Source organism: Ruminiclostridium papyrosolvens C7, assembly GCF_000421965.1.
In the GTDB taxonomy this organism is placed as follows: Bacteria; Bacillota; Clostridia; order Acetivibrionales; family DSM-1351; genus Ruminiclostridium; species Ruminiclostridium papyrosolvens_A.
Genome location: NZ_ATAY01000020.1, coordinates 268924 through 292928, shown reverse-complemented (window position 1 = coordinate 292928; position 24005 = coordinate 268924). Strand labels below are relative to the sequence as shown.

Sequence of the window (24005 nt, the reverse complement as noted above, 5' to 3'; positions counted from 1 at the left end):
CCGTCTCATTACACAGCAAACCAGCAACCTAAAATAAGCCAGAGCTGTATTATGTAAGCTTTGGCGTTTATAAAAACATTATGCTGTTAGTGCTGTTAATGCTATAGGGGCTTTTTAAGCCCCTATACATTATTATATATTTATTTATCATCGTCAACTACTTTATAGTCTGCATCAACAACATTATCATCCTGTGCTGCTCCAGCTGCTCCCTGTTGTCCTCCAAACCCGGCTGCTTCAGGGTCTGCCTGTGCTCCTTGAGTCTGTTGATATATTTTTGAGGATATATCATAGAAGGACTGCTGCAGTTCTTCGGTAGCTTTCTTTATTGCTTCGGTGTCAGTACCTTTAAGGGCATCCTTTACCTTGTTTACTCCGCTTTCAATCTTTGACTTGTCATCAGCAGATACTTTATCGCCAAGATCCTTTAATGACTTCTCTGATTGGTAAACCAAGGAATCTGCATTATTTCTAACATCGATTTCTTCTTTACGCTGTTTGTCTTCCGCAGCAAATTTTTCTGCTTCTTTTACAGCCTTGTCTATATCAGAATCAGACAGATTAGTTGAAGCAGTTATTGTTATCTTCTGTTCGTTACCTGTTCCAAGGTCTTTTGCGGATACATGAACTATACCGTTTGCATCTATATCAAAAGTAACTTCAATTTGTGGTACACCTCTTGGTGCTGATGGAATACCTGTAAGCTGGAATCTTCCAAGAGACTTGTTGTATTGAGCCATTTCTCTTTCGCCCTGCAATACATGAATCTCAACACTTGTCTGTCCGTCTGCCGCTGTGGAGAATACCTGACTCTTCTTGGTAGGAATTGTTGTATTTCTTTCAATCAGCTTTGTGAATACTCCGCCAAGTGTTTCAAGCCCCAGTGATAATGGTGTAACGTCCAGAAGGAGAAGTCCTGTTACATCACCTGTCAATACACCCGCCTGAATCGCAGCACCAACGGCAACACATTCATCAGGGTTAATTCCCTTGAAAGGATCTTTTCCTAAGAATTTCTTTACTGCTTCCTGAACTGCAGGAATTCTTGTAGAACCACCAACTAATAGAATTTTGTCTATCTTGTCTGGTGTAAGCCCTGCATCCTGCATAGCCTGTCTTGTAGGACCCATAGTATTTTCAACCAAATCAGCTGTAATTTCATCGAATTTTGCTCGTGTAAGTGTTACATCAAGATGCTTTGGTCCTGTTGCATCAGCAGTTATAAACGGCAGGTTTATATTTGATGAAGTTACACCTGAAAGTTCTATTTTTGCCTTTTCAGCTGCTTCCTTCAATCTCTGCATTGCCATCTTATCATTTTTAAGATCTATTCCACTTTCCTTTTTAAATGTATCAACAAGGAAATCTATTACTCTCTGGTCAAAGTCGTCTCCACCAAGCCTGTTATTACCGTGTGTTGCAAGAACTTCAAATACGCCGTCACCTATTTCAAGTATGGATACATCGAAGGTTCCTCCACCTAAGTCATAAACCATTATTTTCTGGTCATGCTCTTTGTCAAGACCATATGCCAAAGCTGCTGCTGTAGGCTCGTTTATAATTCTCAGAACTTCCAATCCCGCAATTTTTCCGGCATCCTTTGTTGCTTGTCTTTGAGCATCACTAAAGTAAGCAGGAACAGTAATTACCGCCTGAGTTATTGTCTCACCAAGATAAGCTTCTGCATCCGACTTAAGCTTTTGAAGAACCATTGAAGATATTTCCTGTGGTGAATATTTCTTACCATCTATATCAACCTTACGGTCTGTTCCCATATCTCTCTTTATTGAAATAATTGTTCTTTCCGGATTTGTGATAGATTGTCTTTTTGCGACTTGCCCTATCATACGTTCACCTGTTTTTGAAAATGCAACAACAGAAGGCGTAGTTCTATTTCCTTCCGGATTTGCAATAACAACAGGCTCACCGCCTTCCATAACTGCCACACATGAATTTGTGGTACCTAAATCTATACCAATTACTTTTGACATAAATAATACCCTCCTTAATATATTTGTTAATCGTTTTTTTATTTTTAAACTACTGTGTTAGTTTACAACCTTTACCATACTATGTCTAATTACTTTACCCTTCATTGTATAACCCTTCTGAAATTCTTCAACCACAATATTTTCACCGACTTCATCATCTGTTACATGCATTACGGCATTGTGGAGTTCAGGGTCAAAAGAATTATTAACCGCCTCTATTGCTTCAACTCCTAATTTGTCGAGACAATCCTTCAACTGTCTCATAACCATTTCAACGCCTTCCTTCAATGGATTATTTTCCATGTCTTCTGCGGCTTTCAAAGCTCTTTCGAGGTTATCTACTACCGGAAGGAAGGTATTTACAGTGTCTATTGCTATATCAAGGCTAAGGGCTTCCTTTTCCTTGATCGTTCTTTTTTTATAGTTGTCAAACTCGGCTGCTGTACGCTGAACCATATTTTTAAAATCTTCACATTGTTTTGCCTTTTCTTCCAAATTTGCTTTTAGTTCCTCAATCTCCGTGTTTACTGTTTCATCACCCTTCACATCAGAAGTCCCTGATACCTCCGGATTTTCTGCTCCTTTGTTGATTTCTTCAGCATTCATTTCCTTAGTGTTTTCGTTTGCATTCTTTGGATGTTTTTCTTTTTTCATTACCTGAATACTACCTCCTTATTTATACTATCCATTATCCAAGAGTTTAAGAATCTCTTGATTGATTTTATTCCTTATATAATTCATAGATGACACAACCTTTGAATACTCCATTCTGGTTGGCCCGATAATACCTATTGTTCCTATTACGTGATTACCTACACTATAGGATGCAGTAACCAAACTGCAATCCTTTATACCTTCTATAGCATTCTCATTTCCTATGTGAATAATTATCTCATTATTTATATTTGAATTATTTGTAAGAAGGTCAGATACAAATTTCTTTTCATCCAGTATATTCAAAAACTCCTTGGCCTTATCAACTTCCTTAAACTCCGGAAAATTCAGAATATTTGTTGCTCCTTCAAGATATACTTCCGGCTTATCAATGGTCTTAATCAAATCCTCTATTCCGTCTAGGATTGGTTTAATTAATCCATAAGGCAATGAATTCAGTTTTTCAAACTTTTCATTTAATATGTCCGATTTTAGCATTTCCAAAGTAAAGCCTTTTAACTGCTCGTTTAGCATATTTGAAATCTGAATTAAGAAATCGGGAGTAATACTTTCAGGAATTCTTATCAGATTATTTCTTACAACGTTAGCATCCGTAACAATAATTACCAATGCTTTCCCAGGCTCTATAGGTACCACCTGAACAGCTTTTAATACACTTCGTTTCATATGAGGGGTTATCGCCATAGAAGTATATTTGGTAAATCTGGACATAACCGCTGATGCATTCCTTATAAGCTGACTAAGTTCATTTATCCGAATGTTCATATCACTCCGGATTTTCTCTATTTCACTTTCTGTTAGTTCATTTATCTTCATCAGTTGATCAACGTAAAGCCTGTACCCTTTATCGGAAGGAACTCTGCCTGCCGATGTGTATGGCTGTTCCAAAAGCCCCATTTCTTCAAGATCAGCCATTTCATTTCTAATTGTAGCCGAACTTAAACCAAGTTCATGCTTCTTGGCAATAGTTCTGGAACCTACAGGTTCAGCAGAGTATATATAATCATCTATAATTGCTTGCAGTATTTTCAATTTTCTATCGTCAAGTAGCATTATAATCACCCCTCTTGTTAGCACTCTTTAATGTTGAGTGCTAATTATATACTAAAAATAACATTAGCATATTTGTTTGTCAAGTATTTTTCTTGTAATATTCGGTAATAAATTATAAAATCTAAAAGACCCTGCACAGAATATATACATTCCGATACAAGGTCTTTTTTAGTATTTCAAATAGTTATTTTTAAATTCCGCCGTTCATTTGTTTGTAGTATTCCGCACAAGCATACTTTCCTGATTTTTCACGGTATATTTCAAAGAAAAATACAATTGTTATGAATTGGGCAAGATATGATACTATCGACGATACAGCTCCTCCAATAATAGGAATCCATCCAACCACCAATCCTATTATTGATCCAGCAATTGTTCCTAATATACTTATAAGAATACTGATACCTAAAATTGACCAAAAATTACCTGAAACATAACGGAATGAATTTTTCAATCCTGTCAGTATATCTGTATCTTCTACGCAAACTGATGTAAACCACAGTGAAGTGTATACACTAAGCGCTACACACGCAACTATGAAAGCCAAAGTAAACAGTACCATCAATATTGCACCTGCAACATTTGAAACCACTGTTATTACTACAACTGCAATTGCAACAAGTATTAAATAAGCAACTACCATTCCTATCCAAAGAGCAATTTTTAATAATCCATAGAGTACAAATCTTCCGATATACTTTGTCATGGAAGATGTCATATCACTAAGAGTTGAAGTACCTGTCTCATACTTTTTATTTATCATTCCGTATGTTGCAGGATAAACCAGAATAGTTAGAACCAGAGTCAAAACCGTTGAAATTATCATACTTATAATCATTGCAGGCCCATACAAGCTGAGGAACATATTGTACGATGGAATAAATGCCCCGTTATTGTTAATTATTTGTTCAAATATCTGTTCAAAATTCTTAATATTAAATAAAAATCCTAAGGATCCCACACCCATGATCATACTCGGTATTGCCATAGCTATTAGCAATGGAATCGTTATTAAAAAGTTCTTAAACGTAAATTTAAATGCGTTTTCAAGGTATCTCATACCTAACCTCCCAAATTAATATATTCTTCTATTTCTTATTGCTATTGCCTTCAATATATGCCGATATAAGACTGTTATAACCTTTCATAACATTTTGAGTTGCAATATTGTCCGACGAATTCAATATGCACCCGTCTATTATTTTTATCGGCATTGCATTAATGGACGTACCAGTTAAAAAAGCTGCATCAAAATTACTTAACTGTTCAACACCAATCAATGTCTCTATAACTTCATATCCAAGTTTTACACAAACATCAATTATATATTGTCTAGTAATACCTTTCAATATATATTCTTCGGGAGATGTATATATTTTGTCACCTTTTACAAAAAAAACATTGGATTTTCCGCCCTCTGTTATTTTATCGTTGTCATCTACCAAAAGCACTTCAAAAGCATTATTTTCTTCTGCAACCCGCTTGATTTCTGCCTTGTATGAAGTATTAATCATTTTGATACTTGGATTGCTTCTCTTGAGCTTGACGGTACAACACTTTACACCACTATCATATTCCTCTTGTGAAGGATAGTAGAACTTGTTTATATGCAGTAGCATAATCTGCTCTTTTTGATAGAGAAGCACCAATACTTTCACATTGCAGTCTGCCAAATCATTTAGCCCACATAGCTCAGTAATTTGAGTCCTCAATTCATTTTTTGTTATTTTCAATTCATTTAGTGTCTTTCGTACAGAACTTTTAAGACGTGTAAAGTGATCATCATAAAATAGCGGAACTCCCTTTATTATACGTATAACTTCATAGCAAGCTGTATACTTTTCTTCTGAATATTTATTCAGTGCTTCAGCCGACAAGGTTTCTCCGTTTATAATACATTTTGTACCTATGTTATCTTCAAATGTCATTTTTTTGCCCCTTTTGATATTGAATTAAGAATGTAATACTTTTATATTTTTCCAATACAATCTTAATTATATAACAGTCTCAATAAATTAATCAATCTCATCAAGGGACAAATTGAAGCTTGGTATAAATCTTTCCATGAAATACCTGACCTCAGGCAAATCAATCTCCGTTATTGTTTGTAGAATGGTTTCCCGGGCCTTTTTGAATTCGTTATTTCCGGCCTTGACTTCTTCTATACATTTTATATAGGCAGAAATTCTGTCAGCTGCCTTGACAAGTTTCCAACAATTCATATCATCCGGATTTTTAAAGAATAAAGAATAATATTCATCTGCCATTTCCTCAGGCAACATAGATATGATTTTCTCCTTTGATATATCTTCGATATCCTTGTAAATTTTACTTATCTGAGGGTTATAATATTTTATGGGAGTAGGCATATCCCCTGTTATTATTTCATTGCAGTCATGAAACATTGCAAGAATTGCTACTCTCTCAGGGTTTACTTCTCCGTTAAAATATGTGTTTTTGATTACTGCCAGCCCGTGGGCAATTATAGCAACCTGTAGACTGTGTTCCTGTATATTTTCAGTATACGTGTTGCGCATAAGTCCCCATCTATTTATATACTTCATCCTTGATAGAAATGCAAAAAAATGAAAGCTTTTATCATCCATATTTCCACCTACATCCAGTATATTTCTTCAAAGCAGCTTTGTGCAAACTGGTCTGTCATGCCTGCTATAAAGTCAATAACTTTCTGAGCATCACTTTCAGACTTATCATATGCCTTGTCCGCTATAAAGTTATAAAACATTCTGTAAACCTTATTTTCATTTGTCTGAAGTCTTTCAAAATCTGATAGGCTGTTGAGCAGGCTGTCAAACAAGCCTTCAAGGGTATTTTCAGCAATTTTTTCGTACCGGGTTATCTTATCGGCCTTGTAAATCAACCTTACATTCTCGTTTATAAGTTTTTCAAGTGCCTGGCCTTTTTCCGGACTAAGCTGAATACAATCCCTGCCATAGCTGTTCTCAACCATATCGCAAACCAGAGTGTTTATTATTTCCCCATTTGTGTTTCCCAACTCATTCCTTATGTCCATGGGTATGTCATGCATATTCATCAGGTTAACACGTACGGCATCCTCAATATCCCTGCCGACATATGCTATTTTATCCACCAGCCTTACAATGCAGGCTTCAAGAGTGAATGGAAAATGGCCTCTGTCTTTGACATTACGCAGTGATTGTGGGGTTTTCCCTAAATCTCTTATTAAAGAATATTCATTATAGTTTTCGCCACAATGTGAAACTATTCCGTCCTTTACCTCAAAAGTAAGATTCAGACCGCATTTTTCATGTATTTTTTCTTTTGAGATACGTGTTGCAAGCTTTTCTACAACTCGAAGGCTGTGAAGCTCATGTTTAAAACCGCTTTCTTTATTTACTTTCTTCATGCATTTATTTAATACACGTTCTCCGCTATGACCGAATGGTGCATGCCCCAGGTCATGTCCTAAAGCTATTGCATAAGTAAGGTCCTGATTCAGATTTAGAGTTCTGGCTATAGTGACAGCAATTGATCCTACGTTTAATACGTGCTCCATCCGTGTACATATGTGGTCGTTCTTTGCGTTAAAAAATACCTGGGTTTTGTGCCTTAGTCTTCGAAACTCCATAGAGTATAGAATTCTGTTTCCATCCCGCTCATAATCTGTCCTGATAGGACATTTTTCTTCATTGATTATCCTGCCAAAAGAATTAACACTTCTGGCGGCATAGGGACTCAACAAATTCTCTTGCTGCTCTCTTAACTGCCTCCACACCATAAAAACACACCTCCGGCCTTTAACTCTAATATACCATATTCTTGCAGGAAAGTATGCATTACAATTTATAACCTAGTTTACCATTGTCCCTTTGTTTTCTTTCCACTGGCAAATATGGCAATACCTGCTGCTATGAGTGCCACCGGAATGAAAAGACTTGGTTTTATAAATGTCAATATTGTGTTAAAGAACATACATGCAAAGAAGAATGCTGAAATTCCTGCAATTATCACACTTGCTATCAACAACCCCTTTTCTCTATTTGAAAACAAATACATCTGAAATAATCCAACAGCTACAGATAATATATATACAGGCCATGTATACTCGGCAAAATACCAATTTGTTGCAACCTCGAACATAAACAGTAGTCCGATAGTTGTAATTATTCCTCCGGGGATGAGTAATCCGGGCTTTCTTCCTGTTAAGAAATAACTGAACTCAAAAGTTAATCCAATTAAAAGTACTATAAACACCCAAAAGTCTCCTGTGTTCAAATCCAAAAAATTTATACCAAACAGCATTTTTAAAACCAGTAACAAGGCACCCGCACCTATGAGTAATGTGCCTACCAAAGAATAACTTTTTTTCATAATATCCCTCTCTTTTTTTATTTCTATTGAGCTTATTTTTAATTACATTGATTATACATAATTTTGTTATTTTTGTCTGACTCATTTAGATACGAATTTTATTTTTTTAACTGGAAATAATATGCCTATTATTCAAAAACGGGAGTTGAGTACCATTAAAAAGAGAGGCAGGTCATTATTACTTATTATAAGTGTCCTTATTAGTTTATACTGCATTTTTATCTGGAAAAACGTTTATGATGCCAGCTATACTCCTAAAGGCCCTCAGGCGAATATTTCATGTATTTTAAAGAAAAATAAACTTAGCAGAGAAGATTATTCTTTTTTATTTAAACAAACAGGCCTTTCGAAAACAGCTATTGATGAGTTTCGTTTATCCTCCGATGGTAATAAAAAAATACTTTCAATTCAAAATAACTATTTTAAAAGGAACAATATCTTCAGAGAACAGCTGAACCCTTTTACTGTTCAGGAATCAATCCTTGTTAACGGCTCTTTAAGCAGGTTTATCCAAATGGCACCGGTTAAAAATGGGGATATACTTTTGACTAAATCTTGTTACACTCTTTACTGGAGGCATGGCCACTGCGGTATTGTTATTGACGCCAAGAAGGGAATAACTCTGGAATCTCTTACACCGGGAAGTCACAGCATAACACAGGATATATCTAAATGGCAGTACTTTCCAACCTTTAAGATTTTAAGACTTAAAAATGTTGATCAGAAAAAGCTTGATGAAATCGCATCTTTTGCGGCTAAAAATCTTGCAGGGATAAAATACGGCATTTGCTCTCCTAAACGATACGATGATGCCAAGCCAAAGGTAGAGAACTGCTCACAAATGATATGGCAGGCATATTACCACTATGGTTATGATATAGACGGAAACAAAGGCTTATTGGTGACACCTTCCGATTTAGCAAAAAGTGATCTTTTTGAAGTTGTCCAAACATTTGGATTTCCCCCGGATAAACCTTGGTGATTATTTATAAAATGATAATACATGTCAATAATATCATTATTGAAAACAGCATGGCAATATAATCCAAACCAATGAAGCGATATGTCTTATACCCGCTGTCCTTTCTTCTTAAATTAAATCCTCTCAATTCAGCAGATATTGCACTGCCCTCAATCCGTTTTACAGAGGAAATAAGAAGGGGAACGCAAAGTGGAAGCAGCAATTTCAGCTTCTTTACAGGGTTTTTTGTATCAAATTCAACTCCCCTTGCAGTCTGGGCTTCGATTATACCCGTCATTTCATTTTCAAAAATGGGTATAAATCTCAGGGCGGTTATAAATGCAAAGGTGTATTTATACGGTATATGAAGTTTTTGTACCATAACATTGGTAAGATCGCTCATTCTGGTAACTGTCAGAATTATAACCAAAGGCATGGTAGCTCCTACAAGTCTTAAAACCAGCATTATACTGAATTTCAAGCCTGTATCGGTAATATATAAATTGAACGGAAGATTTAAAAGGGTATTCCCAGTTCTGATGAAAAAGACCTGCAGTAAAAAAAGTACAATTCCTATTTTAAATAGCGTAATCAGCAAAGAAAATGCCCTGTCAATAATTCCGGCAAGATAGGCCATAAGAAGATTTACAACAATAATTCCAATTGTACAATAAATGTTATTGTTGGCAAAGCTGCTCAAGCAAAGTAAAAAAGCAATTACCATTTTTGATAAAGGGTTTAACCTGTGTATAACGGTCTCACCCTGACTGTATTCTAAAATGCCCTTCACATTATACACCCCTCTCTCTTGGCTCTTTGTGATATAATTCCTGTCATTTCATCCAATGTAAATACATCCTCAAAACCTTTTCCAAGTTTTATAGCTAACTCCACTATTTGAGGCGGGGCTAGGGATGCCTCCTTTAATACTTCCGGACGGGACATTACACTTCGGCAAACGTCGTCATCAAGTATACGACCTTCACCCACCACAATTATCCTCCCTGCAAAATCAGCTACCAGTTCCATATCATGACATACCATGATAACGGTAGTTCCGTTATCGTTCAGCTCATTTATAGTTTCCATTATATGCATACATTCCTTGTAGTCCAATCCGGTAGTGGGTTCGTCCAATACCAGTATTTCAGGCGACAAAGCCAATACTGATGCAAGTGCAACTTTCTGTCTCTCTCCCCTGCTCATGGAAAAGGGATCCTTGTCAGGGAGCAAACCAAATTTCTCTATTGTGTTCCTGCACCTTTTTTCTATATCGGCATTGTCTGTCAGAATACATTTTAGACCGAATTCTATCTCCGCCTTAACTGTGTTACGGCAAATCTGCCTGTCGGGGTTTTGAAACAGAAATCCTACATGCCTTGCCAGCTCACTTGTCCTTGTTACGGAGGTATTTAGGTTCGCAATGGTGACTACACCCGAAGTGGGTTTCAGTAAGCCGTTGAGCAGCTTCATAAGAGTAGTCTTTCCTGCACCATTTCTGCCCACAATAGCAACAAATTCTCCTTTTTTTACAGAAAGGCTTATATTGTTAAGAATATTATTTTTGTCATATGCAAAGCACACGTTGTCGAACTTTATCACCCGAGTACACTCCTAACCATGGTTTCGGCTTCCATAACATTGACGGGAACCGGTCCATTATATATTTTGAGCTGATTAAGATTGTTTGCCAGAGCTGCTACCCTTGGGCAGTTAACACCAATATCAGTCAATCTGGACGTGTCACTCAGCACCTCTTTTGGTGCCCCCTCCAGATAGATTTCTCCACTGTCCAAAATTATGATTCTCTTGGAAAACTCGCTGAGCAACATTATTTTTTGTTCTACAACTATGATTGTTATGTTTAGGGTTTTGTTCAGCATTTTCAACATGTTATATATCTGCAGGCTACTTTGCGGGTCCAGTTCTGCAGTTGGCTCGTCAAGTACCAGTATGTCAGGCATCATTGCAACTACAGCCGATATGGCAACCTTTTGCTTTTGACCACCGCTTAATGTATTAATGTTTCTATAACGTAAATCTTCTATACCCACCATTTTAAGTATATCCTTTATTCTCTGATCGATTTCTTCTTTCGGGACTCCGAAATTCTCCAGACCAAATAGTATCTCATCTTCTACAACTGAGGATACCATTTGTCCGTCAATATCCTGAAATACGCTTCCTACGCTCAATGCCAGCTGTGTCGGTGATGATTCAACAGTATCACACCCATTAACCCTGACCTCACCATAAAAATCACCTTCATAGTGATGTGGAATAACTCCGTTAACTGCATAGGTAAAGGTTGACTTGCCCGCTCCGCTATTTCCTATGATACCCACGAAATCACCTTTTGGGATAGAGAGATTCTTAATTGTCAATGCAGGCTTTTCACCTGTTTTATATTTAAATGAGAAATCCTTGAACTCAATCATCTTTTCCACGTCCCAATGCCAGTTTTACAGGTATATAAAGGATCTGAACTATTACTGCATTTACTAAAGCAGTTAAAAGTATCATAATTGTAAACATAATGAAGGGTATTGCCTCTACATCCGCACCTGCATAAAATGCAATATACAATACTCCAAGATAAGAAAGGCCGCTTGCCAGAGTACTCAGAAAAGTTCCTAATACGGGTTTTAATAATGAATAGGCTTTAAACTTCAGAGGCAGGCTAATAAGAACAGCCATTACAAAAGCACCCAAGGGCTCACTTAATAAATTTATGTACGGTGTACCCGGGAAAACCTGACAGATGGCCCCTGCTATAATACCTATGATTATAGCTTCAGATAACTTTGGCTTTATTATAAGAATTGCCAGACAATACATTGCAATAATAAAATTTGGCTTCATACCAGCATTGAACATAGAGCCTACAAAGAACTTAAGTACAGCCCCCGTTGCCAGTAGCACACCAACAAGAATTACGTCAGAAATAGTAAGTCCTGCTTTTTTCTCTTTTAGAACTACTCTTTTTTCCATAAAAAAACCTCCATCAATATTTTTTTGAGTAGAGGTTGTGAATTTGCATATATTTTTTTAAGCAGCTAAGCAAAATACAGCCTATTAAGACAACAGGCGTACTCTTCCTTTTCTGTTTCTGATCTCATCTAATCTAAACTCGTCTCTTCTCATCTCTACTTGTAAAGAATATAACATTCGTCGGCAAGGCTTGTCAATATAAGACAATAAATATTACAATTTGTAATTTATTTACAATAATTTTATTTATATTTATTTAAATACTTTATTGTAATAATTTGTATCTAATATTTTTGCGGAGTAACTAAACATGTTGTTTACACGTTGTGATATCTCATCTCTGTATTGTTTGCTCACAGATTCTTTTGTTTCTCCCTCCGCTAGAATAAATTTACCGTTTTTTGAATTGTAGCGTGCTTTATCCGTAAGCCAGCTCCAGTTTGAGAACACAACAAGTGGTGATGCATCCGACAATATATCTCTTCCCATGAGTAATCTGGAGTCATATTCCACACCCATCAGGTTTGATATTGTAGGCAATATGTCCAGACTGGCACAGGGTTTACTTATTTCTTCAGATTTTATTCCCTTTGACCATAAAATAAATATTCCCTTGTAAAGTTCGAAATTTGTCTCCACAGGATGCCCTGCAAGTTCACTTATTTCACTGTTTGTGAGTCCGTAAGGATAGTGATCTGGGCTTATAGCAATAAGTGTATCTTCTGCAAGTCCAGATTTTTCAAGTCTGGCTATTAACTCTCCCATAGCTCTGTCCAATTCTATATTGCAGGCAAGATACGCTTTTACTGCCCGTGAATATGGCAAGTTTTTGACAAGCTCTCTATTTTTTTCCGCCATTGCATTTCCGTTAAAGGTATACATCAGGTGTCCGCTGACAGTCATATAATATGTGTGAAAAGGTGTTTTCCCAATATAGTCATCTGCTGTCTTCTGAATCATTTCAAGATCTGATTCCGGCCAGGATTTTGTCATTTCAAGTCCATTACCAACGGCTTTAAAAGAATATCCCATATTGGAGTGGGATACATCCCTGTGATAATAGGTATATGAGTGGTCATGGTATGCACGTGTACCATATCCAAGCTTTTTCAGCTGGTTTCCCATGCAAAATGGCATATAGTTTCTTCCCGATACATAAAAGCTCCATATTCCGGGCTTTGGTATCAGTGAGTTGCAAGCTACATATTCTCCGTCAGATGTACTTACTCCCCATATAGGCGTATAAAAATCGGTAAACCTGAAACCTTCCTGAGACATTTTATACAGTGTCGGTGTTAAATCCTTGTCTACCGCATACGGTGAAAATCCCTCAGCAGTTATCATTATCAGGTTTTTACCCTTAAACATTCCGGTGTATTTATTCTTTTTAGTCGGTTTGACAGTATTAAAATACCTGTGCATTGAAGCAATGGTAGAGTCGCTTTCTCCGGCTATAAGTTTGTCAAAATCAAGGTTCATTATATTATACTCGTTACTTGCTTCCTGAACAGAATTGACTTCATCTGACGAAGAATCCTTGCTTTTATCAAGTTGAGTTTTTGCAGTACTTTCCTGACTTTGCTTTGATGGCTGATGTAGAGTCCCCATTCCTTTGTTATCATCAACAGCAGTCATTTGCTCTTTTTCATCATCATCGGAGCTTGTAAACCCAAAAACCAAATGTTTTACATCCAGACGTGAAGTAGTAAGCATACCGAATCTGTTTACTGCCAAATCGGGTATGATAGCTCTTGAATAAAGAAAACTTGTACTAAGCTCCCCGGTATTTGACAGAGAGACCAGAATTGTAGCTGCCACCTGAAAACATACCATAACCACTGCCAAAATTGCTTTCAACTTTCCTGTGGTCTTTCTCGCAAGAAAAAGACTCCTGCTGAAAATAATCAGGAATAAAATCGGTATGAGTAGGAAAAGAATAGCACCGGCCTTGTTTTTTACGGCAATTAGTACCTCCTTCCAGAATTGGAGTACCTGGTCAGTACCGTTTAGTGAGAATAAAGCCAAAAAGGTACTGAATATTTGATAGTAAACAATCTGGACTATATATATGAATGTTAGAAATAAAGTAAGGACTACGGATATAATTCTGTTAACTCTGCTGTTGAACAAGCTGCATACTAAATATAACAATATCCCAGCAGGAATTGAAAATAAAACCATATATATAAAACCAATGTTGAACAGTTCTTTAAATACAACAAATTTAAATACTAACTCAAGATAAATAATAGATATAGGAAAAAACAATGTTGAGCCACAATGTTGTAAGCGGGCTATTTTTTTATCCACATACATTCCTGCTCTCTAATAAATTTGTAATAACATTTATACATTTATTATCAGTAAATCCGCTGACAATATGATATGTCAGCGATACTTTTTTATTGGTACTTATGGACTGTTATGCCTTTTAATGCCCTTTATTTTCCTTCTATAAAATATGTAGCTTCCATGTCTGCCGTACACAATGCAAATGCCAGCGGAAATTGCTCAAATGCATCCCCTATACATCTCTTATCTTCACAGCCCGAAAAGCCCATGTGATAACGTATTGCAAAGGCTTCCTCCCTTGTAAGCTTCATAAATCCAGTTATTATGTATACTGATTTTTCACCATGTCCATAAGGCAGCCTGTCATCATACTCATAAGTTGGAACTGTCTGCCAAACACCACGTTCATCCTTTACATTCCGGGTTCCCGGCCTATAGCAGTTTATTTTACATAAATCATGTAAGAGTGCAGATATTGCAATGGTTTCCGAATCGTAGCTTAAACCATAAATATCCTTTACTCTTGTCCTTGAAAGGTAATCAACCAAACATTCATATACATTTATACTATGTTCAACCAAACCACCTTCGTATGAACCATGAAACCTTGTACTTGCCGGGGCCGTAAAGAAATCACTTGATTTGGACAGCATATATTCCAGAAGTTTGTCGGCTCCGTCACGTTTGATATATGTATTATATAATTCAATATAGCTATCTTTTAAATTCATATGTAACCCCTTCACTTGGATAATTTCTAATATAAACACAGTTAACAAGCTATTTTATTATAATATTTTTATAAGAATTAAAACAAGAGTAACTTTAAAAAAAGACTGTACAGCACCTGAACTTCAGGAAAACTGTACAGCTTCTTAGACGAAATTTTTAATGGTTGTGCTTCATTAAACTACATTTATTTGGCATTCAACCTTCTGAGAAAATGGTGTCCCGATAAATACAAGGTTATGACTTCCCGGTTTTACTGCGGTGAATGTCCATACAATTAAGTACATGGAATCAGCCGAATTCGGATGCTCATCCAATATTTCTTTTGAGAGTAACGTAAATGGCATTTCTTCGGGAATGGTATATTTCCAAGAATACCCTGCAATTCCTCCGCCAATCATCGCTATTTTAAATGTATCACCTTGATTTACGTTTATTACGGTACCATTTACAGTACTTACATATAAATCGCATTTAACGGTTTTCAATGGTTCCGCATCTGTTTCCCAGGGCTGCGTGTATGTAAACTCAATTGTATACTTACCCGGCATTAATGCTTTAAAAGTCCATACCTTTTGAACTGGTGTACCAACAGCGTTTGGAGTAAAGCAATAGCTGTCTTCTGAAACCAATGTAGCTGCAGCAACATCCGATATTACATAATCCCACTGATAACCTGTTGACCCATTTTCCTCTAATGCTATTTGAAAATTATCATTAAGGAAAGGATACATAGTGCTGTTATCACCGGTACTTGGATATTTTGTTTCAACAGGGAACGTTCTTATCTCTCCAGTCATGAACTTTCCCATTATTGCTAAATCTAATGAATTAACATCACCATCGCCATTCAAATCTGCCGCTTTAATATTTACAGTATGCTGAGAAGTCGTTCCCAATAATATCATTTTCATTTTTGCATAATCAAGAGAATCGACGTTATTATCACTATTGAGATCTCCGAAAAGTGTATAACTCCTCACCACTCCATCGTCAGTAATTGATGTTTCCGCACTTACTTTTACCGGAGCAATAAGGAATGAAAAGATAACTACAGACATAAAAACTGAAATGCATTTCATAACTCTTTTGGACTTCCACGTGTAATTCTTTTCCATTAATATTTCCTCCTTGCATAATCTATTTTTCAAACCTTCTTGTTTTATCCTATGTATCAAAAGATTTCACATAAAAGTGATATAGATTAATTACTTATTTTGGGAAATATGGTTTCTATATACATTATATTTAATAGGACACTAAAAGTCAATTTTCTTTTATACCTTTACAGTAAGCTTCTTAATAATATCATTTATTTTCACCGCTACCCAAATAGGCAGTATTGAAGTAATTATTTTTTGACAAAAGTTAATAATTCCAGCCATAAAAGGTGGTCGTATTCCATATTGTTTTTTTGCTCTTTTGCGCACAATTGATATAAATTTAAAGGTCCTTTTAATATCTGTTGAGATAAGTGAACCTTGTCTTTGACGGTAGAGTATGATTGAATCTTCTATATTGGCGAACTTACCGTATTTAAATAGCCTGAAATACAAATCCAAACCTTCAGCTACTGTAAGGCTTTCATCAAAGTAGAAAACTTCAGAAGGGATTTTTGAGCGGTTATACATACTGGTTGGATCCGCGATAGGCTGAAAGGAGAAAAACTTTCTTTTTATTTCCTTGTCACTAAGGGGGAATCTGGTTCCCCCTATTATTTTATCATCTTCGTCAATATACGTTTCCTGCCCTCCAACAACTATACACTCAGGATTTTCCATCAGATAAGCAACCTGTTTTTCAATCCTGTCTTCGACCATGATATTGTCTGAATCCATTCGTGCAACTATTTGACCTGTACTGTATTTAAGTGCATGATTCAGTGTATGGCTAACACCCCTGTTTACTTCATTCTGATATACTTTAATACGTTGGTCTTTTTTGCTGTATTCATTTAGGATTTCAATGGAATTATCCTCGGAACCGTCATCTACTGCAATAATTTCTATATTGGTATATGTCTGGTTTATAACACTTTCCAGACATTTGCCAAGATATTTTTCCATATTGTATACAGGGATGATAATACTAACCTTTGGGTAATCATGGCTTTTTTTCATAATATATCACCTTTTTAAATACATATTTATAGATAATGGATTATGATCTGATAAACCCTTATGGGGAAGGCATTTGTATGAACTGATAAGTATATTGTCATTTTTAGGTACAAGAGCGTAGTCAAACCTCCAAAGTTTTAATCCATCCATCTCAAACGTCAGCGGTAAAATGTCTCTTGAATATTTTACTGCATCAATATGATCTTTCAGCAGTCCGTTCATTACCCCCATAGATTTTGAAGAATTGAAATCTCCTTCTATAAAGTAATCTGTATTCGTTTTTTTGATGTCCTCGTTTAAGTTTTTAAACCCAATTTCCCTGGCCTTGTATCTTCTTGAGATTGCATTATAAAAATACGGTACAAAAGGATTTCCTGGTTCTATGTGAAGTAGCATATGCACATTAAAAAAGCGCATTGTTTTACCGTTTATGTCCACATCTGAGACCGCATACTGCTCAGAATAGTCCGCATGAGAACGAATAATAGGATATCGGGAGATAATAACAAACTGGCCGTCTGTTGAGAAAAAGTATCCCGGAAATTCTTTCTTAATCCTTTCTGTTTCGTCTATTGTAAGATAATTCGGTGGAAATCCCGGAATGATATTGCAGATTTTAAATGGCTTCTGACTTTTATCATTCCTGTCAGTTACACAGTGAAGGTATTCTTGAAGGAGGTATACATCTGCTTTTTGATTTTTCAGATAATCATAAAACGCATTTCCGTCTTTCAACTGATCCCAGAGATTTGTATTCCAGCAAAACACCTTCACCGGCATGTAATTATCCTTATTTATATTGTTGTTACTTTTTGTTGCAATATTTATATCAAACTGAGTTGTTCCCATTATCAAGGAGATTGACATTATACCTATGAATATGACTTTTTTCTTTTTTTGAACTAAAAAGTATACCAACAGTATAACGGGAACAATTACGAAAAAGAATGTAGGCGTACTTGAGGGGAAATTCAGAAGAAAGAATTTTCCTACAAATGCAATATGTATAATCATATAAACAAACCATAATACTGCCAGTGCCTTAATTGCATTTTGTACATATTTTTTCATCACAGATATAAAACCTCCAAATTTATTTAGACTTGGATTCAGAAGGAGCTAACGGTATATAAGCTTGTTCAGAAATTTTGCCATCCGTATTGAAGCTTTATCTCCTTCAATTTTTCCGAGGAAATACTCAAAGTTTTTTTGATTTTCGCTACTTTGTTGAGATTTATTTACAGGATGAACAAGATGGAAATTTACTATCGAGAAATTTCTTTTGATTTTAACTCCCGATTTGCCTAACCTGTACCCCAGATCTGTATCCTCAAGACCCCATCCTGTAAAATTTTCATCAAACATATTGACAGCTATCAGGTCTTCTCTGCGTGCCGAAGAATTTCCGGTACTGAAAGTTATTCGCTCTATAAGCTGGCCGAATATAAGGCGCGCAATTTTTTTTGCAGGTTCATATGGCTCAGGTATTGAATCCCTGTCAATCCTTCTGAAGTCCGATTCTGTTAAGCCATTCAGATAAAACTGTTCAAGGACTTCTTCCGGATATTCCACATTGTTTCTTTGTCCAACTATTGCAAAGCGCCCATTTTTATGGCTCATTACATGTTTTGATACAAAATCACTGCATGGTATCCTGTCATCATCAAGAAAAATGACAATTTCACCAGATGCCTTTAAAATACCGGAGTTACGTGCTTTTGACCTCCCAACGTTTTCAGGGTGAATTATTTGTATCGGCTCAAAACCCAGCTTTAACTTTTTAAAATCACAAAGCACTTCGTCAGAGCAACCGTCAAATACTATTATAACCTCTACAGTATCATCAACCTGAGATTCCAGAGCCTTTAGAATCAAGCGGAGCCTTGAAAGCTTATTCATTGTAGGAATTACAATACTAGCTTTTTTCATACGTTTACTCCCTCTGTTGTTTTCTTTTTAAGACTAGCTTTTTAGCTTTTTAAGGTAATCAAACCCTACTTTCCACAGGTTATCACTTAAAACTTTCTTGAGGGATTCAATAAAGTAATCTATTTGTTCTCTGTTAATAATTAGGCTTGGTGTAATAAGTATCTGACTTGAATCATGAGGAGGGGTGTTCAGCAAAATACTGTAGTCCTTGAGCATTGAGGTTATTACAGAACCTGTAACAAACTTTTCTACCAAATCCGTACCTGTACTAGAGAAAAATTTAACTATCTTCTCTGCCCTTGAATGGAAAATGATACATGCCAATAGACCAACTCCACGTACATCGGCTACTATATCAGGAAATTCCTTTTTGACTTCCTGAAGTCTCGACAACAGGTATTTACCCATTTCTTCTGAATTTTCCAGCAGCTTTTCATCTCTGATAATATTCAGCACTTCAATAGCAGAAATTACCTCTTCACCGAAACCGTTATATGTAGTGGAGTGTAGTGTTGCCTCATTCATTTTTGAATATGCCTTATTAAATATCTTTGGTCTTGTAATAAATCCTGCAAATGTGGCCTTTCCACCACCAAATGCCTTTGAGAAGGAACAAATGTCAGGGCAAATGCCATAATGCTCAAAGCCAAACATTTTTCCTGTTCTTCCGAAGCCGGTAAACACCTCATCCATTATAAGTACGATGTCATACTTGTCACATAGTTTACGAACCTCTTCATAATAGCTTTTATCAGGTATAACAACACCTTCGGAACGTATTGCTTCTACTATAAATGTACCTATTTTAGTTGAATTTTTTCCGGTTTTATTTTCTTCAATAACTCGTTTAAAATCTTCGATATCACCATATTTTATCATTATGCAGTTTTCGGTTTTATTGAAATGATGATTCTGATGCTTTTCAGATCCTGATAATGTAAGTGTTGCGTGGGTTTTGCCGTGAAATGATATGTCCGTATAAACAACGGTTTTTCTTGACATTCCGCTATATTTTTCTGCAAGCTTCAATGCTCCCTCATTGGCCTCGGCTCCACTATTGCAGAAGAACATAACTTCAAGGTCTTCCGGAAAAATAAGTGAAAGATTATTACAAAGTACTCCCTGATACGGTGAAGGGAAAAATTTCCACGACTCCAATCTCTTTTCTTCCGCCCATTTTCTTCTCACTTCTATTATTCTCGGATGATTATGTCCCGCAACAAGCATTCCCAAATGTCCCGTCATATCAAGAACCTTACGACCATCTCTCAAGGTAACATACATTCCGCTTGCTTCTACAGGAATGGAATCGGCAAAACCGAGCATTGAAAGTGTTTTTCCCAGCTGGCTTGAAATGTGCTTTTTAAATAATCTCAGGTTTTCTTTCTCTGTCATATTGTGTGCATCTTCAATTGTTAAAAAATTCTTATCCTCGTACATTTTCTAACTCCCCCTTGTTTATATTTTTAAAATTAAATTTTATGACTTAAAAAAATAGTTTGGCATATTTTAAAATTCCCTGGTTCCAAACAACATTATTGCTTGCTCCCGGTTTATTTCCAATTTTATTCCTATTTTCAAGATACCATCGGTAATTCCTTACTAAAGAATCCTTATTTGAATGCTTGGGTTTATAACCAAGTTTCTTTTCTGCCTTTTCAATAGAAACATAGTAGTTTCTGTTGAGCTTGAGATAAAGCCTTTTGTAAAAAGGAGAAAGCTTTAATTTCTCAAGGATATTCAGAATAAAAAACATCGGTTTTGCAGGAAAGCATATTATCCTTTTATTAAAACCGGCCGCATCAAGTACCGCTTGGTAATCATCCTTTATAGTCGAAAATTCTTTTGCTCCGATGTTGAAAAGGTCATTTGCATTGTCGGCATCTACCGATATGGCCAAATAAATTGCCTGACATAAGTCCTCTACATCCAATAACTGGTATTTGTTTTTCCCCGGCCCCAGCATCGGGAAGTTCCTTCCTTCACTTGCCCATTCATAAAGTATGCCAAATGTTCCCAGCCTTTCAGGCCCTAAAAAAGATCTCGGACGAAGTACGCTGACACAGTGACCTTTAGTCCTCCAATGGTCACAAAGTCTTTCTGTCTCTATCTTGCTCTTGTTGTAGGGGTCATAGGGCTTTACTTCGTCTGTTTCATATATTGGAGCCTTTTCAGGCACTCCATATACGGAGGTGGATGATATGTAAACAAATCTTTCGACCTTTCCTACAGTAAATGCACATTCCAATAAATTAGCTGTACCGTTTATAATTATGTCGTATATCTCAGATTCTTCATAAGAAGGAGATGCTCCGGCACAATGGACTACGATATCAATATCCCCTATAACCTTTTCTATATCTTCTTTTTTTCTTATATCACCCTTATATGTCTGAAAGTTTGAAAATTCGGAGTTATTCTGATTTATATCAAAAAGAACAAGTTCGTAATTTTCACTTCCGTTTTTATGTAAATACTTAACCAGATTTCTGCCCAAAACTCCGTTATTTCCTGTTATAAGAACTTTCCTTTTCATTTGTTCACCCCTCATAGGAATATTTTTCACGGAATTTACTACTGAATATCATGCTTAAAACACCTCTGACAAATCCCCAAAAGGCAACAGCTGTGATTATCCAGTGAAATGCTATAAATACCAGTGTAAAAAAGAAGCCTTTTTCCTTAAACACAAATTTGTATTGTCCAAAATCTGAGAATACAAAAGCCAGAACACAAACCAAAAATAAAGCTGCAAAATACAGGCTGAGTATTGTCGCCGGAATCGCCAACGTACTTAATCCCACAGCCAACATTCCAAGGCCTCTCAAAGGAGTTTCAAAACCTTTTGTAAGTTTTTTCCTGTGTAAATAAAACGGTATCCTTTGGACAGCTCTGATATGTATCTTTCTTGCAAGAGTTTTCAGTCTTTCTTCGTCGTCATGGCAGCCTACCACCTTATCGGTAAGTAATAGACGGTAATTTTGATTGAGTCGGTTACCAAATTCAATCTCTTCAGTATTACTGAGATTTACGTTAAATCCTTTAAGTTCTTGGAATACAGATTTTTTTACAGCTCCCAACGAGAAGAAGCCTGCCGTTACATAACCGACAGAAGTTATTCTCCAATAGTGGCCTTGCAGGGTCCTGTAGTCTTTCGCCAAACCTCCCTTAAACAGTGGATCTTTTGAATAAATTCCACACACAGAGCCAAGGGAAGGATCCTTCTCAAATTCTTTCAAGGTGTTTTCAATTGCATCCTTATACAAAGCAACGTCACTATCAAGGAAAAACAAAATATCTCCGGAGGCATATTCAACCCCAAGGTTTCGTGCCGCCGCCACGCCTCCGTTTTTAGGTGTTTTGAATATTTTACACGGATACTTTTTTGCTATTTCTATGGAATTATCTGCGCTGCCGTCATCTACAAATATAATTTCAAAATCCTTATATGTCTGATTCATCAGTGCTTCAAAACACTTAGGCAGAGTCTTCTCATAATTATAGTTAGGTACAATGACTGAAACTAAAGGTTTATTATTCATCTTTTTCTCCTTTCACTATTTAAAATCATTTCAATATTTTAATGTGAGTTTGTTTATTTTTAAGATATTTGAATTTTATGATAAATAAGAACACGCCAACTAATGTCAGCTGAGTAACGAGTAAGGATATTAACTCTCCGGTTATGCCCCATGACCTTGTTAGCACAATACTTATAAATATTAGTACCGGCATGGGTAGAACTAATACACTCATGCAAAGTAATGCACCCTTTTTACCCTCAACAGTGAATACTGAATTAAACACGTAATATAAAAAATGAAAACCCAGACTTACCGAAATTAGCAAAACATATATCCAATTTATGGTGTAATTTCTTCCGTAAAGTAATATCATACATATACTAAGAGCCATGTTGGCAATTATTGCAATGGGAAGCATAAGAGGTATAAGAGACTTAATCCTTTTATAAATTTTCATGGTATCCATCTGAACAATAGTCGGAAGAAATACTACCGCAAATATCTCATGAAACATAAGGTTAAAAAAGTTTTTTACATTTACCTGATAAAGTGAATATATACCTACATCATAAGCTGAACAGAAATGATTAACGATATAAAGGTCGCTGTTAAACATGATATAGGATAAAACACCGCTGACCATATTGATCGCTCCATACTTGTACGCCAGCTTTGAGGTTTCTATGGAAAATCTGAACTTCTTGATTTTTATAGTTTTTAATGACCATATTATTACAACAACCTGATTTATGATCATGCCATATACAAAGTATAAATAATTTTTAAAAACAAGGCTTGAAATCAATGTAAATGTAAAAAATATTAAAGAACTTACCATTTTAATAATACCTAAGGCTAAAAACCGTTTTCTTGACCTTAATATTGCCTCGGTAATCATTGAATAGTTTATAGTAACCGCCATAATTACAGTCAACAATAATTGTATTGTGGAAAAGCCCAAAGCCTTGTTAATTAATGAGTGAAACAGCCAGTATGAGATTATTGATATAACTGTTAAAGCTAAACTCCAAATACCAATTGAGCCCAGAAGCCTCTCGCTTTCTTCCTCATTCTTGCAGTCAGGTAAGAACTTTATAATCGACAGGTTTATGCCGAAACACATTGGTATATAAAGAAGATAGGCAGTATTCTGAATCACTGTAATATGCCCTACTGAAACTGCTCCAAGATACCTTGCTGCCAAGACCAACCCAATGACACTTAAAATGGCAGATGTAAATCTGAAAATAAATACAATGCCTAAATTCTCGATAAATGCCCTTATTTCTCCATTTCGAATTAATTTACTCGATTTTTGCTTAACATTTTCTATTAATCCTTGTATAAATGTCATTGTTTCGTCCTTTTCCTTAAATTATGCTATTTC

General features: G+C 36.0%; 23 protein-coding genes. 1 reads left to right on the top strand and 22 read right to left on the bottom strand.

All coding sequences use genetic code 11. The features are described from left to right. Positions 1–140: 140 nt before the first annotated feature. The 8 genes from dnaK to L323_RS26345 all read right to left on the bottom strand — a co-directional run bounded on the left by dnaK (position 141) and on the right by L323_RS26345 (position 8072). Positions 141–1991: a molecular chaperone DnaK gene (gene dnaK / locus L323_RS26380; RefSeq protein WP_020814641.1), complete on the bottom strand. Its 1851-nt coding sequence runs from the start codon at positions 1989–1991 to the stop codon at positions 141–143. A gap of 57 nt (positions 1992–2048) precedes the next feature. Beyond that, the gene (gene grpE / locus L323_RS26375; RefSeq protein WP_020814640.1) at positions 2049–2645 is read right to left on the bottom strand and encodes a nucleotide exchange factor GrpE; all 597 of its coding nucleotides are present in this window, start codon (positions 2643–2645) and stop codon (positions 2049–2051) included. Between the two features lie 27 nt (positions 2646–2672). Further along, positions 2673–3719 carry a heat-inducible transcriptional repressor HrcA gene (hrcA, locus tag L323_RS26370; protein ID WP_020814639.1) on the bottom strand — a complete coding sequence of 349 codons (1047 nt, stop codon included), beginning with the start codon at positions 3717–3719 and terminating at the stop codon, positions 2673–2675. Positions 3720–3909: 190 nt separating this feature from the next. Continuing rightward, positions 3910–4779 carry a hypothetical protein gene (locus tag L323_RS26365; protein ID WP_020814638.1) on the bottom strand — a complete coding sequence of 290 codons (870 nt, stop codon included), beginning with the start codon at positions 4777–4779 and terminating at the stop codon, positions 3910–3912. Between the two features lie 28 nt (positions 4780–4807). Beyond that, positions 4808–5647, bottom strand: a complete 840-nt coding sequence (locus tag L323_RS26360) for an aminotransferase class IV (protein ID WP_020814637.1) — start codon at positions 5645–5647, stop codon at positions 4808–4810. Between the two features lie 87 nt (positions 5648–5734). Beyond that, positions 5735–6325: a 5'-deoxynucleotidase gene (yfbR, locus tag L323_RS26355; RefSeq protein ID WP_020814636.1), complete on the bottom strand. Its 591-nt coding sequence runs from the start codon at positions 6323–6325 to the stop codon at positions 5735–5737. Positions 6326–6333: 8 nt separating this feature from the next. Further along, a complete protein-coding gene (locus L323_RS26350) occupies positions 6334–7479 on the bottom strand; it encodes an HD domain-containing protein (RefSeq protein ID WP_020814635.1) in 1146 nt (381 codons plus the stop codon). A 77-nt stretch (positions 7480–7556) separates the two neighbouring features. Beyond that, on the bottom strand, positions 7557–8072 hold the full coding sequence (locus L323_RS26345; RefSeq protein ID WP_020814634.1) for a hypothetical protein: 516 nt from the start codon (positions 8070–8072) through the stop codon (positions 7557–7559). A 121-nt stretch (positions 8073–8193) separates the two neighbouring features. Between L323_RS26345 and L323_RS26340 the strand changes: the two genes are divergently transcribed. Then, entirely contained in the window at positions 8194–9054 is an 861-nt protein-coding gene (locus L323_RS26340) for a hypothetical protein (protein ID WP_020814633.1), read from the top strand. A gap of 4 nt (positions 9055–9058) precedes the next feature. On the opposite strand, the gene L323_RS26335 is transcribed toward L323_RS26340, so the two are convergent. The 14 genes from L323_RS26335 to L323_RS26270 form a co-directional block, all read right to left on the bottom strand. Then, positions 9059–9823, bottom strand: coding sequence for an energy-coupling factor transporter transmembrane component T family protein (locus L323_RS26335; protein ID WP_020814632.1), 765 nt, complete (start codon positions 9821–9823; stop codon positions 9059–9061). Then, positions 9820–10635: an energy-coupling factor ABC transporter ATP-binding protein gene (locus tag L323_RS26330; protein WP_020814631.1), complete on the bottom strand. Its 816-nt coding sequence runs from the start codon at positions 10633–10635 to the stop codon at positions 9820–9822. Before L323_RS26330 ends, L323_RS26335 begins: the two co-directional genes overlap by 4 nt. Next, positions 10632–11471, bottom strand: coding sequence for an energy-coupling factor ABC transporter ATP-binding protein (locus L323_RS26325; RefSeq protein ID WP_020814630.1), 840 nt, complete (start codon positions 11469–11471; stop codon positions 10632–10634). The genes L323_RS26330 and L323_RS26325 overlap by 4 nt, the downstream gene beginning before the upstream one ends. After that, on the bottom strand, positions 11464–12024 hold the full coding sequence (locus tag L323_RS26320) for a tryptophan transporter (protein WP_020814629.1): 561 nt from the start codon (positions 12022–12024) through the stop codon (positions 11464–11466). Before L323_RS26320 ends, L323_RS26325 begins: the two co-directional genes overlap by 8 nt. A 252-nt stretch (positions 12025–12276) precedes the next feature. Beyond that, positions 12277–14334, bottom strand: coding sequence for an LTA synthase family protein (locus L323_RS26315; RefSeq protein WP_020814628.1), 2058 nt, complete (start codon positions 14332–14334; stop codon positions 12277–12279). A gap of 131 nt (positions 14335–14465) precedes the next feature. Then, the gene (locus L323_RS26310) at positions 14466–15047 is read right to left on the bottom strand and encodes an HD domain-containing protein (RefSeq protein WP_020814627.1); all 582 of its coding nucleotides are present in this window, start codon (positions 15045–15047) and stop codon (positions 14466–14468) included. Between the two features lie 174 nt (positions 15048–15221). Next, a complete protein-coding gene (locus L323_RS26305; protein ID WP_020814626.1) occupies positions 15222–16163 on the bottom strand; it encodes a protease inhibitor I42 family protein in 942 nt (313 codons plus the stop codon). Positions 16164–16322: 159 nt separating this feature from the next. Continuing rightward, the gene (locus tag L323_RS26300) at positions 16323–17165 is read right to left on the bottom strand and encodes a glycosyltransferase family 2 protein (protein WP_020814625.1); all 843 of its coding nucleotides are present in this window, start codon (positions 17163–17165) and stop codon (positions 16323–16325) included. Positions 17166–17171: 6 nt separating this feature from the next. Continuing rightward, positions 17172–18236: an endonuclease/exonuclease/phosphatase family protein gene (locus L323_RS26295; protein WP_242835243.1), complete on the bottom strand. Its 1065-nt coding sequence runs from the start codon at positions 18234–18236 to the stop codon at positions 17172–17174. Positions 18237–18284: 48 nt separating this feature from the next. Further along, positions 18285–19094, bottom strand: coding sequence for a glycosyltransferase (locus L323_RS26290; RefSeq protein WP_020814623.1), 810 nt, complete (start codon positions 19092–19094; stop codon positions 18285–18287). Positions 19095–19127: 33 nt separating this feature from the next. After that, positions 19128–20534 (bottom strand): aspartate aminotransferase family protein, encoded by a 1407-nt coding sequence (locus L323_RS26285; protein ID WP_020814622.1) that lies wholly within the window; start codon positions 20532–20534, stop codon positions 19128–19130. A 46-nt stretch (positions 20535–20580) separates the two neighbouring features. Further along, the gene (locus L323_RS26280; protein WP_020814621.1) at positions 20581–21630 is read right to left on the bottom strand and encodes an NAD-dependent epimerase/dehydratase family protein; all 1050 of its coding nucleotides are present in this window, start codon (positions 21628–21630) and stop codon (positions 20581–20583) included. A gap of 4 nt (positions 21631–21634) precedes the next feature. Next, positions 21635–22636, bottom strand: coding sequence for a glycosyltransferase (locus tag L323_RS26275; protein ID WP_020814620.1), 1002 nt, complete (start codon positions 22634–22636; stop codon positions 21635–21637). Positions 22637–22661: 25 nt separating this feature from the next. Continuing rightward, the gene (locus L323_RS26270; RefSeq protein WP_020814619.1) at positions 22662–23972 is read right to left on the bottom strand and encodes a lipopolysaccharide biosynthesis protein; all 1311 of its coding nucleotides are present in this window, start codon (positions 23970–23972) and stop codon (positions 22662–22664) included. Positions 23973–24005 lie beyond the last annotated feature (33 nt).

Bases quoted from the DNA above. Each gene is read 5' to 3' on its own strand.
- hrcA (WP_020814639.1), bottom strand. From the start codon at position 3,719: ATGCTACTTGACGATAGAAAATTGAAAATACTGCAAGCAATTATAGAT.
- L323_RS26310 (WP_020814627.1), bottom strand. From the start codon at position 15,047: ATGAATTTAAAAGATAGCTATATTGAATTATATAATACATATATCAAA.
- L323_RS26285 (WP_020814622.1), bottom strand. From the start codon at position 20,534: ATGTACGAGGATAAGAATTTTTTAACAATTGAAGATGCACACAATATG.
- yfbR (WP_020814636.1), bottom strand. From the start codon at position 6,325: ATGGATGATAAAAGCTTTCATTTTTTTGCATTTCTATCAAGGATGAAG.
- L323_RS26270 (WP_020814619.1), bottom strand. From the start codon at position 23,972: ATGACATTTATACAAGGATTAATAGAAAATGTTAAGCAAAAATCGAGT.
- L323_RS26320 (WP_020814629.1), bottom strand. From the start codon at position 12,024: ATGGAAAAAAGAGTAGTTCTAAAAGAGAAAAAAGCAGGACTTACTATT.
- L323_RS26350 (WP_020814635.1), bottom strand. From the start codon at position 7,479: ATGGTGTGGAGGCAGTTAAGAGAGCAGCAAGAGAATTTGTTGAGTCCC.
- L323_RS26305 (WP_020814626.1), bottom strand. From the start codon at position 16,163: ATGGAAAAGAATTACACGTGGAAGTCCAAAAGAGTTATGAAATGCATT.
- L323_RS26295 (WP_242835243.1), bottom strand. From the start codon at position 18,236: ATGAAAAAATATGTACAAAATGCAATTAAGGCACTGGCAGTATTATGG.
- L323_RS26345 (WP_020814634.1), bottom strand. From the start codon at position 8,072: ATGAAAAAAAGTTATTCTTTGGTAGGCACATTACTCATAGGTGCGGGT.
- L323_RS26290 (WP_020814623.1), bottom strand. From the start codon at position 19,094: ATGAAAAAAGCTAGTATTGTAATTCCTACAATGAATAAGCTTTCAAGG.
- L323_RS26275 (WP_020814620.1), bottom strand. From the start codon at position 22,636: ATGAATAATAAACCTTTAGTTTCAGTCATTGTACCTAACTATAATTAT.
- grpE (WP_020814640.1), bottom strand. From the start codon at position 2,645: ATGAAAAAAGAAAAACATCCAAAGAATGCAAACGAAAACACTAAGGAA.
- L323_RS26340 (WP_020814633.1), top strand. From the start codon at position 8,194: ATGCCTATTATTCAAAAACGGGAGTTGAGTACCATTAAAAAGAGAGGC.
- L323_RS26325 (WP_020814630.1), bottom strand. From the start codon at position 11,471: ATGATTGAGTTCAAGGATTTCTCATTTAAATATAAAACAGGTGAAAAG.
- L323_RS26280 (WP_020814621.1), bottom strand. From the start codon at position 21,630: ATGAAAAGGAAAGTTCTTATAACAGGAAATAACGGAGTTTTGGGCAGA.
- dnaK (WP_020814641.1), bottom strand. From the start codon at position 1,991: ATGTCAAAAGTAATTGGTATAGATTTAGGTACCACAAATTCATGTGTG.
- L323_RS26365 (WP_020814638.1), bottom strand. From the start codon at position 4,779: ATGAGATACCTTGAAAACGCATTTAAATTTACGTTTAAGAACTTTTTA.
- L323_RS26360 (WP_020814637.1), bottom strand. From the start codon at position 5,647: ATGACATTTGAAGATAACATAGGTACAAAATGTATTATAAACGGAGAA.
- L323_RS26300 (WP_020814625.1), bottom strand. From the start codon at position 17,165: ATGAAAAAAAGCCATGATTACCCAAAGGTTAGTATTATCATCCCTGTA.